The 15104-nt window shown below is 70.8% G+C and carries 14 protein-coding genes; 6 read left to right on the forward strand and 8 right to left on the reverse strand.

All coding sequences use genetic code 11. The features are described 5' to 3' along the window. On the forward strand, nucleotides 1–631 hold a 631-nt coding region (locus KN815_RS05815), incomplete at its 5' end, for a TOBE domain-containing protein (RefSeq protein ID WP_216340666.1). Between the two features lie 34 nt (nucleotides 632–665). Here KN815_RS05815 and KN815_RS05820 read toward each other — a convergent pair. The 5 genes from KN815_RS05820 to KN815_RS05840 all read right to left on the reverse strand — a co-directional run bounded on the left by KN815_RS05820 (nucleotide 666) and on the right by KN815_RS05840 (nucleotide 6774). Then, complete coding sequence (locus KN815_RS05820) at nucleotides 666–3386, reverse strand: cation-translocating P-type ATPase (RefSeq protein WP_216340667.1); 2721 nt, start codon at nucleotides 3384–3386, stop codon at nucleotides 666–668. A 64-nt stretch (nucleotides 3387–3450) separates the two neighbouring features. Next, nucleotides 3451–4440, reverse strand: a complete 990-nt coding sequence (locus tag KN815_RS05825) for a polyphosphate kinase 2 family protein (RefSeq protein WP_216340668.1) — start codon at nucleotides 4438–4440, stop codon at nucleotides 3451–3453. A gap of 373 nt (nucleotides 4441–4813) precedes the next feature. Beyond that, nucleotides 4814–5050: a hypothetical protein gene (locus KN815_RS05830; protein WP_216340669.1), complete on the reverse strand. Its 237-nt coding sequence runs from the start codon at nucleotides 5048–5050 to the stop codon at nucleotides 4814–4816. Further along, a complete protein-coding gene (locus KN815_RS05835) occupies nucleotides 5047–5490 on the reverse strand; it encodes a hypothetical protein (RefSeq protein ID WP_308403637.1) in 444 nt (147 codons plus the stop codon). Before KN815_RS05835 ends, KN815_RS05830 begins: the two co-directional genes overlap by 4 nt. A gap of 84 nt (nucleotides 5491–5574) precedes the next feature. After that, nucleotides 5575–6774: a helix-turn-helix domain-containing protein gene (locus KN815_RS05840; protein ID WP_216340670.1), complete on the reverse strand. Its 1200-nt coding sequence runs from the start codon at nucleotides 6772–6774 to the stop codon at nucleotides 5575–5577. An 83-nt stretch (nucleotides 6775–6857) separates the two neighbouring features. Here KN815_RS05840 and KN815_RS05845 point away from each other — a divergent pair, with 83 nt between their 5' ends. Then, entirely contained in the window at nucleotides 6858–7529 is a 672-nt protein-coding gene (locus tag KN815_RS05845) for an HAD family hydrolase (RefSeq protein WP_216340671.1), read from the forward strand. Nucleotides 7530–7555: 26 nt separating this feature from the next. On the opposite strand, the gene KN815_RS05850 is transcribed toward KN815_RS05845, so the two are convergent. Next, on the reverse strand, nucleotides 7556–8194 hold the full coding sequence (locus KN815_RS05850; protein WP_216340672.1) for an HAD family hydrolase: 639 nt from the start codon (nucleotides 8192–8194) through the stop codon (nucleotides 7556–7558). Nucleotides 8195–8358: 164 nt separating this feature from the next. On the opposite strand from KN815_RS05850, the gene KN815_RS05855 reads away from it, so the two are divergent. Continuing rightward, nucleotides 8359–9042 carry a hypothetical protein gene (locus KN815_RS05855; protein WP_216340673.1) on the forward strand — a complete coding sequence of 228 codons (684 nt, stop codon included), beginning with the start codon at nucleotides 8359–8361 and terminating at the stop codon, nucleotides 9040–9042. A 198-nt stretch (nucleotides 9043–9240) separates the two neighbouring features. On the opposite strand, the gene KN815_RS05860 is transcribed toward KN815_RS05855, so the two are convergent. Beyond that, entirely contained in the window at nucleotides 9241–9399 is a 159-nt protein-coding gene (locus KN815_RS05860) for a hypothetical protein (RefSeq protein ID WP_216340674.1), read from the reverse strand. 163 nt (nucleotides 9400–9562) lie between these two features. On the opposite strand from KN815_RS05860, the gene KN815_RS05865 reads away from it, so the two are divergent. The 3 genes from KN815_RS05865 (at nucleotide 9563) to KN815_RS05875 (ending at nucleotide 14073) form a co-directional block, all read left to right on the forward strand. Beyond that, entirely contained in the window at nucleotides 9563–11938 is a 2376-nt protein-coding gene (locus KN815_RS05865) for an MMPL family transporter (protein ID WP_253208787.1), read from the forward strand. Between the two features lie 129 nt (nucleotides 11939–12067). Further along, nucleotides 12068–13396, forward strand: a complete 1329-nt coding sequence (locus tag KN815_RS05870; protein WP_216340675.1) for a sensor histidine kinase — start codon at nucleotides 12068–12070, stop codon at nucleotides 13394–13396. Next, on the forward strand, nucleotides 13393–14073 hold the full coding sequence (locus KN815_RS05875) for a response regulator transcription factor (RefSeq protein WP_216340676.1): 681 nt from the start codon (nucleotides 13393–13395) through the stop codon (nucleotides 14071–14073). The genes KN815_RS05870 and KN815_RS05875 overlap by 4 nt, the downstream gene beginning before the upstream one ends. Before the next feature lie 84 nt (nucleotides 14074–14157). Here the strand turns inward: KN815_RS05875 and KN815_RS05880 are convergent, their stop codons facing one another. Next, on the reverse strand, nucleotides 14158–15093 hold the full coding sequence (locus KN815_RS05880) for a PhzF family phenazine biosynthesis protein (protein WP_216340677.1): 936 nt from the start codon (nucleotides 15091–15093) through the stop codon (nucleotides 14158–14160). Nucleotides 15094–15104 lie beyond the last annotated feature (11 nt).

The raw sequence follows: 15104 nt of genomic DNA on the forward strand, positions 1-15104 counted from the left end.
CCAGCGGGTCGCCCTCGCCCGCGCCCTCGCCACCCGCCCCCGGCTGCTCCTGCTGGACGAGCCGCTGGCCGCCCTGGACGCCCGCACCCGCCTCGACGTGCGGGCCGGGCTCCGCCGCCATCTGGCCGAGTTCGAGGCGGTGGCCGTCCTGGTCACCCATGACCCGCTGGACGCGATGGTGCTCGCCGACCGGCTCGTGGTCGTGGAGGAGGGCCGTACCGTCCAGGAGGGCGCCCCCTCGGACATCTCCCGCCGCCCCCGCACCGACTACATCGCCAGCCTCGTCGGCCTCAACCTCTACCAGGGCCGTGCCGACGGCCACACCGTACGGCTCGACGGCGGCGCCACCATCACCACCACCGAGGACCTCACCGGCCCGGTCTTCGTCGCCTTCCCGCCCGCCGCGGTCACCCTTCACCGCGACCGCCCCGACTCCAGCGCACGCAACCTGTGGCGGCTGGAGGTCGCCGGTTTGGAGTCGCACGGCGACCAGATCCGCGTCGACCTCACCGGCGAACTCCCCCTGCTGGCCGACCTCACGACGGTGGCGGTGGCCGAACTGTCCCTGCACCCCGGCCGCACCGTCTGGGCCACCCTCAAGGCGACCCAGACCCACGCGTATCCGGCCTGATACTTGCTCCACCGGGCCGGGAAGTGCCGATCCATCAGGTGTCTCTTGAGCGACGGGCCAGGAACTTTCCCAGTTCCCACACGAGCAGGAGCCCGAGGGCGGCCAGCAGCGCCCAGCCGAACTGCCGCGCGTTGATCTGGGCCGTTCCGAGGATGCGGCGGAAGCCGTCCATCTGAGTCACCAGTACCGCGAGCACGAACTGGGCCAGCGCCACCCAGTTCATCTGCCTGCTGTCGAAGGTGGACGTCGTCAGCACCGAGTCCGTCTCGCTGCGGCACTCGAACGCGGCCACGATCAGACAGAGGGCGAAGGCGGTGAACGCGATCGACTGGCCGGTGCCGACGCTGTCGAAGCGGGTCTGACCGAGCTTGATCAGTCCGAGCAGGACGACGGTGATCGCCAGCCCGCCGAGTCCGACCGTGACCAGTACGGGCCGGGTGAGCACGGACTCGCCTCGCGGTCGCGGCATGCGTCGCATGAGCCCGGGGCTCTCCTGGTCGAAGCCGAGCGCGAAGCCGAAGGAGGCGTTGACGACGAAGTGGATCCACAGCACCTGCGGCGGGGTGAACGGCTCACCGGCGGTGATGTTGAAGACGGTGGCCCCGAGAAAGGTCAGCACGAAGGTGACCAGCAGGAGCAGTACGAATCGGATGTACTTGGTGAGGTTGTCGTAGATTCTGCGGCCCTGCTCCACGGCGTAGACGATGGTGGCGAAGCGGTCGTCGGAGAGGATCATGCGTCCGGCGTTCTTCGCCACGTCCGTGCCGCTGCCCATGGCGATACCGATGTCGGCGACCTTGATGGCGGGCGCGTCGTTGACGCCGTCCCCGGTCATCGCCACGACCTCGCCCTTCTTCTTGAGCGTGCCGGCGAGCAGTACCTTGTGCTCCGGCGCGACGCGCCCCACCACACCGATGCCGTCGATCCGGGCGAGCTGCTCGTCCTCACTCATGGCGGCGAAGTCGGCGCCGAGGACCGCCTCGCCGGGGATGCCGAGCTGCCGGGCGATCGCCGCGCCGGTGGTGACGTCGTCACCGGTCACCATACGGACCCGGATGTGCCCCGCCTGCGCGCCGGCCACGGCTGCCCCGGCGTCCTCGCGCGGCGGATCGACCATGCCGACGAGACTGGTCATCCGCAGTCCGGTGATGTACGCGAGGAGGTCGCCGTCCGGCTCGAAGCCGGCCGGGTCCAGATCACGGGTGGCCGCGGCCATCACCCGGCGTCCCTCACCGCCCATCCGCTCGGTCTGCGCGTCGGCGCGCGCGCTCAGTTCGGCGTCCCACCGTACGGTCTCGCCCGCCGCGAGCGCGGTGGCGGCCCGTTCCACCACTGCCGGGACCGCGCCTTTGACGAAGCACCGGACGATCGGCTGCCCGGAGGCGTCGACCGCTGAGTTGAAGGTGGCCATCAGCTTGTAGTCCGGGTCGAATGGCAGCGTGGCGAGCCGGGGAAGTCCCTCCCTGGTGGCGTCGATGTCCAGACCGGCCTTGTGCGCGAGCACCAGCAGCGCGCCCTCGGTGGGATCGCCCACCACCTTGCCGTCCACCAGCTTCGCGTCGCTGGCCACCACGTACGGCAGGATCGCGTCCTCGATGCCCGCGGAGGACCCCGCGGCATGGTGGATCTTCCCGTCGAGCCCGTAGCCGGTGCCCGAGACGGTGTACCGGTCGGTGGGACTCACGACTTCGACGGCGGTCATCTGGTTCATGGTCAGGGTGCCGGTCTTGTCCGAGTTGATCGCCGATGTGAACGCCAGGGTCTCGACGGACGGCAGTTCCTTGACGATGGCGTTCCGCTTCGCCAGGTTGAGGCTGCCGACGGACAGGATCGCCTGGGTCACGGTCGGCAGGGCCTCGGGGATGGCGGCGATGGCCAGCGAGACCGCGCTGACGAACAGGACGTCCCAGCTCTCGCCCCGCCCGCGCCCCAGGGCGAACATCACGATCATGGTCAGGGCCGCCGCCCCCGTGATCCACAGCGTCAGGGTGTTGAGTTCCCTGGTGAGTGGCGGTACCTCTTTCTCGGTGGCCGACAGCATCCCGGAGATCTTGCCGACCTCGGTTCCGGCGCCGGTCGCGGTGACGACGAGCACGCCGCTGCCGTGGGTGACCGGGGTGTTCATGAACGCCATGTTCGTCCGGTCGCCAGGTGCCGGCAGGGGGCCCGGGAGCGTGCCGGCGTCCTTCGCGGCGGGGACGCTCTCGCCGGTGAGCGCCGACTCGTCGATTTGCAGGGCACTGGCCTCGATGATGCGTCCGTCCGCCGCCACCTGGTCACCGGCGGCGATGAGCACGATGTCGCCGACGACCAGATGTTCCGCGGGGATCTCGGCCTCCGTGCCGTCCCTGCGTACCCGTGCCGTCGCCTTCATCATCGATTGCAGCGCGTTCATCGCGCTCTCGGCCTTGCCCTCCTGGCGCAGGCCCACGATCGCGTTCAGCAGGGTCAGGACGATCAGCAGGACCGCGGTGGTCCACTCCTTGATGAGCAGCGAGACCACCGCCGCGGCCACGAGGACGATCTGCATGTAACTGCGGTACTGCCTGAGGAACCGGCGCCAGGCCGCAGGCCGCTTCTCCTCGGGCAGCGAGTTCGGGCCGTGCGCGGTCAGCAGCTTCGTGGCCTGTGCCGCGGAGAGACCGGCCGCCGGATCGACACCGAACGCCGCTACGACCTCCTCGGGAGCGTGTGCGTACCAGCCGTCGTCCGAAGACGGAGGCGGTTCTCCCACGGAATTCGAACGCACCGTCATCGTTCTGCCTCCGATCCGTGGCCGCGGATGCGTCCGGGCCGGTCGCACGCCGCTCCGACAGGTCCTAGCCGCGCTTCTTCTTCGGCCGGTCTCTCCGCCCAGTGGCCCGCGCGGCTGATGGATGCCGGTCGGCGTACGGATCGGCCGGGACCCCCGCAGGGGCCTCCCGCGCCAGGTCCCGTCTGGTGACGAGCAGGTCCTTCCGCGCCTCTTCCCCGACGTCGGGGTACTGAGGATCGATGTCCATCAGGGTGTGCCCGAGGATCGCCGCCGCGCAGATCCGCGCGAACCACTTCCGGTCCGCCGGCACGACGTACCACGGCGCCCACTGCGTACTCGTGGCCGACAGCATCTCGGAGAACGCGTGCTGGTAGTCGTCCCAGTGGCGCCGCTCCCGGACATCGGCCGCGGAGAACTTCCAGTTCTTCTCCGGCCGGTCGATCCGCTTCAGGAAGCGGATGCGCTGCTCCTCCTTGGACATGTTCAGGAAGATCTTCACCACCTTGAATCCGTTGTCCGTGAGGTAGCGCTCCCAGTGGTTGATCTCCCGGTAGCGCCGCTCCCAGATGCCCGGCCCGAGCGTGTCGTCCGGCAGTTTCTGCCGGACCAGGTTCTCGGGGTGGACGCGCACGACGAGAACTTCCTCGTAGTGCGAGCGGTTGAAGATGGCGATCTCGCCGCGCGTGGGCAGGCGCTGGGCGTAGCGCCACAGGTAGTCGTGGCGGAGTTCCTCGGCGGAGGGCACCTTGAAGCTGCTGACCCGCACGCCCTGGGGATTGACGCCGCTCATCACATGGCGGATCGTCCCGTCCTTGCCACCGGCGTCGAGTGCCTGGAGGCACAGGAGTACGCCGTAGGAGTCCTGGGCGGCCAGCCGCTCCTGGTACTCGGCCAGCAGCGACACCCCGGTCCGCAGCAGCTCGATCCCGTCCCGCTTCTTCAGACCCGCCCTGTAGCGAGGATCGAAGTCCCGGTCGAGGCGCACCTTCGACCCCGGTTTCACCCGGAGTGGCGCGATGAAGTCCGCGATGCGTTCGGCTCTCTCGTCCGACATCACGATCAGTCCTTCTCTGGTCCGGGGTGAGCGCGGCGCGTCTCGGGGCCGCTCCGCTCTGCGGTCGACAGCCGGACCGGGAGCGGCGCGGCAGGCTGCACGGACCCATCTCCCACGACCTCCAGACCGCGGAACCACACATCCCGCCGCAGCCGTGACAGGATCCCTCTCGCTCATTGTCTGTTCGCCCGGACAAGATCGCCCCCTGAGGCCGGGGGCGGGAAACCGCCGAGGCGCCATCGCCGTCGTCGCTCCGCCGAACGAGACCAGCTCGCCGAAGCTGGAGTGGCCGTGGGGCGCACTCCTCGACCAGCGAGCCGCCACCCACCCGGCCACGTTCGTGAACCCCATCGGCTGACCGTCTCGGCGTTGCCTACGCGCCACCGGGGGCCTCGCGGCAGAGCGGCCGGCACACCCACAGTTCGACCTCCTGGGGCCTGCTGCCGCGGGCCCACACCACCGTGCCGAGCAACTGATCGGCGTACAGCCGCCGCCCGCACAGCGCGCAGTGCCAGCCCTCCAGTTGGGGCCCGGTCAGCGTGTCGGGATCCGGCAACTCGATCCCGCCCAGCGCGACGTCCCGCTGCGCGGCCAGGGAGCCCTCGCTCACCGGTCCGCCCCCTCATCGGTGCCCAACTCGGCAACGGCCGCCCGGGCGAGGGCCTCGCGAAGCCGGCCGGCATCGGTGAGATACCGACCCGGCCCGAGCGGCACGCGCCAGTGCGGATACGGCCCGCTGGTGCGGTCGACGGGGGGAACCCCGATATACGAGGTCTCGACGCGCCCCGTGCCGAGCGTCTGCACCTGCCGGATGCGTCGCCAGCACTGGGCGCTTCCCGGCCGGATCAGCCAGTACATGAGGTTGTAGTCGGCGATGACGGCCCCGGAGGCCCCACCGAGTAACTCCAACGCCCGCCCGCCGAGCGCCTCCGGCGCCCGTACGACGTCCCAGTGCGGGCCGACCCGCACCATCTCTACGTCGGCGCCGCGCGGTGGCGCCCATGTTTGTGGGTTAGGGGTGCTGGTGTGCACGGAAGCCCCCGGCGTCATGGGTGGTCAGATGATGACTGACCGTAGAGACACCGGCGGCTGCCCACCCGAGCTGTCAGTTCGGGCGAACCACGGGCTCGGTGGTCAGAAGACTCCGACCCGCTCCGCCAGCTTCTCAGCCTGCCGGGCATGCATCGTCCGGCCTCGTCGGATCACCGTGAGCATGAGCTTTCGCGCCAGGGGCGTACGTGCCAGGTCCTCCGGGGCCAAGTCCTCAAGTTCCAGCAGGTTCAGGAGCACTGCCGCGTCGTCGCGGCGCAAGTGGTGACAGCGCGCTACCTCCAGATTGAAAGTGAACGATCGCTCCATGGACGGCAGATCACTGGTGTCCACATCGTCTGCCACCTGTAGCGCCTCGCTTGTGTCGCCTGCTTCCATCTCGATGCTGACCTCGTGCAAGGCCACGTTCGTCGGCCCGAAAACGGTCCACATGATGTTGCCTTCTCCGACGCTCCGAGCCGCTGGACGGGCGTGGTTCCTGAGTCTGTCCCGTGCCGCAGACCAGTCACGACGCCGGGCCTCCGCGACGACCGCCACGAGTTGGAGCGCCCCTGACATCGCGACCCTGTCCGGCTCCGCAATGGGCGATCGGCGTAGCTCCTCGACCGCGCGGAGCGCGACCTGCTCGGCGCCGTCCAGTTCCTGAGCGGCCAGTAGAACGTGTCCCAGGTTCCACTGAGCGGCCGCCATGCGCAGCGGGTCATCCGCTTCCTCGGCTGCCCGTACGGCCCGATCGGCGGCCATCATGGACAGATCCACCCGGCTGGTACGCCGCAGGTACGACCGCAACAGGAAGTAGAGGTCAGCCCTCACACGCATGATGCTTCGGCGCTGGGCGGGGTCCATGGCCGAGCGGGCGGTCCGGGCAGCGTGCTCGGCATCCGCGATCAGGCCGGGCAGAACGCCTGCCATGTCGGTGAATCGGGTCTTTCTGCTCTGCCAGATCCGCCAGGCGCTCTCCACACGCTCGCGCAGTGCTGTCGGCTCGGCGGAGGAAGGGCTACAAGGCGACCCGTAGCCCATCAAAGCCCGCACGATCGCGGGCTCGGTCGTGTCCAGGGACGCGCGGCTGCCTACGGCCATGTCGGCAAGCAGCGCGGTGGTGGGCACTCCGAGTTCCTGGGCGATGGCGTGCAGGATGGGCAGCGAGGGCACCTTTAAGCCCCGTTCGATCTGGGACAGGTAATCGGGAGCGATGCCGACGAGCCCAGCCACGACATCTTGTCGCCGCTCGCCGCGGTAGTGCCTGATCCTGTCGCCGATGGGCAGATCGGATGCGACCATGCCTACCTCCGTACGTATGCCCACTCAGCGTATGGCGCCCGTCACCAACGGGGGTCGGTATCCAACGATCGGAAGGCAATACAGTGCCGCTGCTCGTGTTGTGGGACATCGACCACACACTCGTGGATACCCAGGGAGTCGGCCGCGAGATCTGGACCGAAGCGTTCGAAGAGGTCACCGGTCAGCCCATGCGGGAGCAGGTGAAGATCGACGGATCGACCGAGCCGGTCATCCTCCGGGAAACGCTGAGGCTCCACGGACTGCACGACAGCCGTGACCTGTTCGAGCGGTTCGCCCAGGCGCTCGGAGCGGCCCACGTACGGCGCGCGGCCGACCTTCGCGAACGCGGGCGTGCCCTCCCCGGAGCGTCACTGCTGCTCGCGGCCCTGGCGGCGCGGGCCGGGGTCACGCAGACCGTGATGACCGGCAACGTCCGGGCCGCCGCAGAGGTGAAGTTGGCCGCGTTCGGTCTCGACCACTACATCGACCTCTCGATCGGAGCCTTCGGCGAGGACGCGGACGAACGCCCGCAACTGGTGCGCACTGCTCTGCGGCGTGCGCAGATGCCCTCGGAGAACGCTGTCCTTGTCGGGGATACGCCATACGACGTCGAGGGCGGCCTGAGCTGCGGCGTCCGCGTCATCGGCGTGGCCACCGGGCGTACCGATGCGGACGATCTACAGGCCGCCGGAGCTGCGGAAGTCGTCGAAGATCTTGCGGACACGGAGAAGCTGATGAAGCTCCTGACGAAGTGAGCGAAGCCTTGCCCCGACCCCGAGTCCTACAGGGCGGCGAGCCGTACGAGATCGTGCAGCGAGTCGATCTGCCAGTCGGCACCGGCCGCCTCACCTGTGCCGGACCACAGATGACCCCACGGCCCACGGCGCAGATGCGCGACGCGCAGTCCCGCCTCCTTTGCCGGACGGATGTCGTTCGCGGGGTGGTCCCCCACGTACACCGTCTCGTCGGGCGGAGTGGCCACGAGGTCCAGGACGCGGGCGAAGAAGCGGGGGTCGGGCTTGGCCACGCCCCACTCTCCCGACGTGGCGATCTCGTCAATCGGGAGGTCCAGCTCCTGTAGCAACTGGCCGACGTGCGCGGTCTGGTTGCCCGCGATGACGACCCGGATCCCCTTCTCACGGAGGGCCGCGAGGGCCGGACGCACATCCGGGTAGAGATCGACCTCGCTCAGTTCCTCACCCACCCCGGCGGCCTCCATCGCGGCTCGCTCTGCCGCGATGTCGATGTCGGGCCGAATGAGCCGCAGGGCATCGGCGTTGTCGCGGCCCTGAGCGACGACCGCCCCGACGAGTGCGGAGAGCGTATGGCGGGGGACGTTCAGCCAGTCCGCCCACATGGCCCACCCACGGTCATCCCGGATCAAGGTCTCGCCGACGTCGAAGACCACTGCGCGCATCATGCGGGCAGCGTAGGCGGGTGGCCCGGGCCCACGCCTGTCCGGCCTGAAGCGGCCCCGGTTGGGGCATGCTGGGGCACATGAGGCAGGGGGAGCCCGGGGAGGGCGAGGGGTATTCGGGGCGGGGCGCGGGGCGTCGGTACATTGTCGCGTCCGTGGTGAGCGGCGTGGCTGTCGCGGTGGCCGTCACCCATGTGCTGGCACCGGATCTGAAGATAGACAACGTCACCGTGGCGCTCCTGGTCGTGGCGGTCGTGCCCTGGCTGCGCGATCTGCTCAACAGCATCGAACTGCCGGGCGGGGTCCGCCTGGAGTTCAAGGAGGCGGTCGAGCAGCGCATCGAGGCCGCCGAGCGCATCGCCGACGCCGCCCTCGTCGGTAGCGGCGACGACGGACCGGAGACCGACGACGCCACGGCGCTGGCGGACGTGCGCCGACTGGCCGCCGAATACCTCGGGGTCCGTAGGTCGATGGCCAGTGGATCCGCCCGTACGCAGCGCATGAGCGGCATCTTCGCGCGGCTGGTGCGCGCCACCCAGCGGCTCGCGGACCCCGACCTCGACGGCTGGCTCACCTCCCCGGACGGCGGTCTGCGGCTGGCCGCCTACGCGCGGCTCTACGCGGTGCCGGTACCCGACGCGCTGACCCTGCTCGCCGACGCCGTCGTCAGGGAGCCGATCGCCTTCAACCAGTACTGGGGCATCCACGCGCTCGACAAGGTCGTTGACGCCGTCGGGGTCGAGGACGTACCGCCAGGTGTCGTCCGCCGGCTGGAGGACTGCCGACCGCGTGGCAGCGACCGGGTGGCCCTCCTGCGCCGTCTGATCACCAAGCTCCACGGCCTCCGATAGGCCCCTCCGGGTACCCCCCCAAAAAACGCTTGATCTGAAGCAACTAATTTGTCAAGCATTTTCAAGAGGGGTACCCCAACCCCCTCCGGATGCCCGGCACCTACCCCGGCCCCCGACCAGCGCAGCCGCCACCGGCGCCCACCCCACCGACCCGGCGCCCGGCAGCGGCGCCGCGCCCCCCACCTCCGCCGCCGCTGCTCAATTGCGCCGAAGGCGCGAAACGGCGCCGCACCCGATCACCCCGACCAGCCCGATCACCCCGACCAGCCCGATCACCCCGACCAGCCCAACCCCGACCACCCCAACCCCGACCACCCCGACCACCCCGACCACCCCGATCACCCCGAGAACCCCCACAGGGTCCGTCGTACCAGCGGCTGACCCCCTCGCCCCCTCCGTACTGCGTTCTCAGTAGCCGGAAGTGTCGGCAGGCGCATGACGACACGACCGCCCCCTCCCAGCGAGCCTGGACGGACAGTCGGCACCAGATGTTCGGCACCAGATGTGGAGACCTCCTGCCGTGGCTACTTTCCTTTACCGAGTGGGCCGTCTGGCCTTCCGGCGACGCTGGTACGTCGCCCTGGTCTGGGCGGCCGTGCTGGCTGCCGTCGGGCTGGGCGCCCTCAAGGCTCCGGGAGCCTCCGACGACGGGTTCTCCATGCCGGGCATCGAGGCCCAGAAGGCGTTCGACCTGATGGAACAGCGCTTCCCCGGAACCTCCGCCGACGGCGCGACCGCCCGGGTCGTCTTCGTCGCGCCGGGCGGTGAGAAGGTCACCGCCGCCGAGAACAAGCGGGCCGTCGAGAAGGCCGTGGCCGACCTGGCCGACGGCCCACAGGTCGCGAGTGCTGTCGACCCGTTCCAGGCGAAGGCCGTCAGCAAGGACGGCTCGACGGCGTACGCGTCCGTCACCTACAAGGTCGCCGCCAACGACCTCACCGACGCCGGCAAGACCCGTCTGGAGCGGGCCATCGACACGGCCCGGGACTCCGGGCTGACCGTCGAGGCGGGCGGAAGCGCGATGGACGACGGTGCCGGGCCCGGCGGCGTGGCCGAGGTGATCGGGGTCGCGATAGCCGCCGTCGTACTGCTGGTCACCTTCGGTTCGCTGGCCGCCGCCGGACTGCCGCTGCTGACCGCCCTCATCGGCGTCGGCGTGAGCATGGCCACCATCCTGACCCTGTCCCAGGCGCTGGGCCTGTCCACGACGACCGGCACCCTGGCGATGATGCTGGGCCTCGCGGTCGGCATCGACTACGCCCTGTTCGTCGTCTCCCGCTACCGCGAGGAACGCGCCAAGGGCCGTGTGCCGCAGGAGGCGGTCGGTCTGGCGGTCGGCACGGCCGGTTCCGCGGTCGTGTTCGCCGGGCTCACCGTGGTCATCGCGCTGGCCGGACTCGCGGTGGTCGGCATCCCGATGCTCACCAAGATGGGCCTGGCCGCGGCGGGCGCGGTCGTCGTCGCCGTACTGATCGCGCTGACGCTGGTCCCGGCGTTCCTCGGGTTCTGGCCGAACGCCGTGCTCCGGCGGCGGGCCCGCAAGACCGGACGGATCGAGGAGGAGGGCACCCGGAACAACGGGGGCAGCCGCTGGGCGCGGTTCGTACTGCGGCGTCCGCTGCCCGTGCTGCTGCTCGGCGTGGTGGGCCTCGGAGCCCTCGCGGTGCCGATGACGGCCCTGCAACTCGGCATGCCCGGGGACGAGGCCAAGTCGACCTCCACCACCGAGCGCCGGGCCTACGACGCGCTCGCCGAGGCGTTCGGGCCGGGCTTCAACGGGCCGCTGACCGTCGTCGTGGACGCGAAGGGGGACGCCGGCGCGAAAGGGGACGCCGGCGCGAAAGGGGCCGACGGCGCGAAGGGTGCCGCCGACGCGAAGCGCGCCGCCGAAACCGTCGCGAAGCGGATCGGCGGCACCGAAGGCGTCATCTCCGTCTCCCCGCCCCGCTTCAACCAGGCCGGTGACACGGCCGTCTTCCAGGTCGTGCCGGCCACGTCGCCGACCGACGAGAAGACCAAGGACCTGGTCACGACCATTCGGGGCGAGCGGCCGGGAGTCGAGTCCGAGACCGGGGCGACCTTCGAGGTCACGGGCACCACCGCGCTGAACATCGACATCTCCGACAAGGTGCAGGCCGCGCTGATCCCTTATCTGGTCGTCGTCGTGGGCCTCGCGATCGTGCTCCTGCTGGTGGTCTTCCGGTCCCTGCTCGTCCCGCTGAAGGCGGCCCTCGGCTTCCTGCTGTCGGTGCTGGCCTCCCTCGGCGTGGTCGTCCTCGTCTTCCAGCAGGGCCATGGCGCCGGACTCCTGGGCGTGGAACAGACCGGCCCGATCATGAGCCTGATGCCGATCTTCCTGGTGGGCATCGTCTTCGGCCTGGCCATGGACTACGAGGTGTTCCTGGTCTCGCGGATGCGGGAGGCGTACGTCCATGGCGAGAGGCCCGGCGAGGCGATCACCTCCGGCTTCCGGCACAGCGCCCGCGTGGTGGTGGCCGCCGCGCTGATCATGATCGCGGTGTTCGCCGGGTTCATCGGCGAGAGCGACTCCATGATCAAGATGATCGGGTTCGGACTCGCCTGCGCCGTCCTGTTCGACGCCTTCGTCGTACGGATGGCGATCGTGCCCGCCGTGCTCGCCCTGCTCGGCGACAGGGCCTGGTGGCTGCCGAAGTGGCTGGACCGGCTGCTGCCCAACGTCGACGTGGAGGGCGAGGCCCTCAGCCGCCGACAGGAAGCGGGCCAGGAAGCGGGCCGGGCAGCGGACCAGGGAACAGACCCGCAAGCCGACCCGGAGGCGGACCCGGAGGCCGACCCGGAAGCGGACCCGGAGGCGGACCCGGAGGCGGGCCCGCATCCGGCCGGGACGCCCGGCCGCGAAGTGGCCCGTACCTGATACGACCACCCTGCCCACCCCACCGACCGGGGCCACCCGTGGCGAACGCCATGGGCGGTCCCGGCAGCCGTTCGCGCGGGGAGCGGGGAAACGGTCACGATGGCCCGAGAGCAACGACCGGAGAGCCCGATGAGCACCAGCCTTGAGCGTTACACGGACCGTTTCGAGCACTACGCCGACCGTTACCCCCGTGTCGTCGACGTGGCGCTCGTCCTGGCACTGATGGGCGGTGCGACCCTCGGCAGCAATCTCAGCCTGCCCGGCGCCAACCCACCCGACCAGGACAGGACCGCCGTCGTCCTCATGGGCGTGTCCTGCCTCGCCCTGCTGAAGTACCGCAGCCATCCGCGCACCGCCGTCGTCGTGACCGCGGTCTGCACCGTGATCGCGATCTCGCGGGGGTATCTGCTCACCCCCCTGCTGCTGGGCCCCGTCATGGCGGCGCTCTACTGGCTGGCCACGCTCAGCGACCGCAAGACCACCCGCGTCTTCGGCGTCACCACCATGGTGGCGCTGATGGCCGCGGCGGTGTTCGCCGACTCCATGGACGGCCTCCCCCTGCTGCTCAGGACGATCGGCCCCTTCTTCTGGCTGATGCTGCCGCTCGCCGCGGGCAACATGACCCGGCTGCGGCGCGTCTACCTGGCATCGGTGCAGGCCCGCGCCGAACACGCCGAGCGCACCCGGGAGGAGGAGGCCCGGCTGCGCGTCACCGAGGAGCGCATGCGCATCGCCCGCGAGCTGCACGACGTCGTGGCCCACCACATGGCCCTGGCCAACGCGCAGGCCGGTACGGCCGCCCACCTCGCGCTCACCAGCCCCGAGCAGACGAAGAAGATCCTCACCGACCTGACCGGCACCACCTCCTCCGCGCTGCGCGAGCTGAAGGCCACGCTGGGACTGCTGCGCCAGAACGACGACCCGGCCGCCGCGTCGCTGGAGCCGTCCCCCGGCCTCGCCCGGCTGCCCGAACTGGTCTCGGCGTGTGCGTCCGCGGGGCTCGCCGTCACGGTCACCACGACGGGGGAGCCCCGCCCGCTCTCCCCCGGGGTGGACCTGACCGCGTACCGGATCGTGCAGGAGGCGCTCACCAACGTCTCCAAGCACGCCGCCGCGGACGCCGCACACGTACGCATCGCCTACGCCGGATCCCGCCTGCTGATCACGGTCAGCAACGACGGCCCGGACGCCATGGGCAGCCCGGACGCCACGGGCACCACCGCTGCCGCCGAGCCCGGGCCGAACCGGGGCTTCGGCGTCATGGGCATGCGCGAACGCGCCCACACCATCGGCGGCGAACTCCGTGCGGGCCCCCGCCCGGAAGGCGGCTTCGAGGTCACCACCGCACTGCCGCTCCAGCCCTCGGCACCCGAGACGCCACCCCAGGCGGCGCCCGAAGCGGCCCCCCAGGCGGCCGCAGCGGCCACAGACGTTCCAGCAGCAGGAGAAGAGTCATGACCATCAGGGTGCTGCTCGCCGACGACCAGGCCCTGCTGCGGGCCACCTTCCGGATACTGATCGACTCCTGCGAGGACATGACGGTGGTCGGCGAGGCATCGGACGGCGCGGAGGCGCTGGAACTGACCCGCGCCCACCACCCCGACATCGTCCTCATGGACATCCGGATGCCGGGCACCGACGGTCTCGCCGCCACCTCCGCGATCTGCGCCGACCCGGAGCTGGCCGCCACCCGCGTCCTCATCCTGACGACGTTCGAGACCGAGGACTACGTCGCCCAGGCGCTGCGCGCCGGTGCCAGCGGCTTCCTCGGCAAGGACGTCACCGCCGACGCCCTGCTGGCCGGTCTGCGCACGGTGGCCTCCGGCGAGGCGCTGCTGTCACCCGCCGCGACCCGCACCCTCATCACGAACTTCCTCATGTCCCCCGCCCCCGACACCCACCTCGCGCCCCCGGAGCGCCTGTCGGAGCTCACCGGCCGTGAGCGCGAGGTGATGGGCCTGGCCGCCGAGGGCAGGTCCAACACCGAGATCGCCGAGATCCTCACGCTCAGCCCGCTGACCGTGCGCACCCATATCCACCGCGCGATGACGAAGCTGGGCGCCCGCGACCGCGCCCAACTGGTCGTCATCGCCTACCAGACGGGCCTGGCACAGGCGGCTCCGCCCGCACCGTGACCGCCGAGGCCGAGGCCGAGGCCGAGGCCGGTGTCACGGTGTCACGGTGTCACGGTGTCACGCGTCGGTGTTTCGCACCGCGCCTCACCCGCTCTGCGGGATCCGGACGGCCTGCCCGCTGACCCGCACCCGGGGCTCGTCGGGCGTGACGTCGAGCAGGAGATCGCTGGGGCGGCCCATGCCCTCGCCCTGGCGGATACGGACCCGGGTCGGGCCGTCGACCAGGCCGAGAGCCCGCAGATAGCCGCCGAAGGCGGCGGCCGCGGCGCCGGTGGCCGGGTCCTCGACCACCCCGCCGACCGGGAACGGATCGCGGGCGTGGAAGACGAAGCCGTTCGTAACGCCGTCCGCCGAGCCACGCGCGGAGCCGTCCCCCGCCTCGCGCCACACCAGATGCACCGTCGTCCAGCCGTGCCGCCGCATCACCGCCTCCAGCGCGTCGTAGTCGTAGTCGAGGTCCGCCAGCCGCTCGCGGGTGGCGGCGGCGAGGACGAGGTGGTCGTTGCCCGCGAAGGCGACATGCGGGGGCAGGGCCGGGTCCAGGTCGTCCGCGGACCAGCGCAGCGCGGCCAGCGTCGGTTCGACCTCCGTGCCCGGGTCGGCGGGGCGCGACCGGGTGGGAACGCTGGTGAGCGTGGCCCGGGACGGGCCGTCGCCGTCGCCGTCACCGTCGGCCGTGGTCTCGACGCGGATCTCGCCCGAGGCGGTGTCGAAGACCAGCTCGCCCGGGCCGTCGCGGTCGGCGAGGGCGACGGCCGTGGCGATGGTGGCGTGTCCGCAGAAGGCGACCTCGGCGAGCGGGCTGAAGTACCGCAGCCGGTAGCGGCGCGCGGCCTCGTCCCGCTCGGTGATGAACGCGGTCTCCGAGTAGCCGACCCGTGCGGCGACGGCGGTCATGGCCGCGTCGTCGTCCGCGAGGGCCGCGGCGTCGAGGACCACACCGGCGGGGTTGCCGCCGTCGGGGTGGGTGGTGAAGGCGGAGTAGTGCAGAACGTCGATGTCCGTCGTGGGTGCCGTCATGCCGTCCACCG

This window comes from Streptomyces niphimycinicus (assembly GCF_018883605.1).
Taxonomy (GTDB): domain Bacteria; phylum Actinomycetota; class Actinomycetes; order Streptomycetales; family Streptomycetaceae; genus Streptomyces; species Streptomyces niphimycinicus.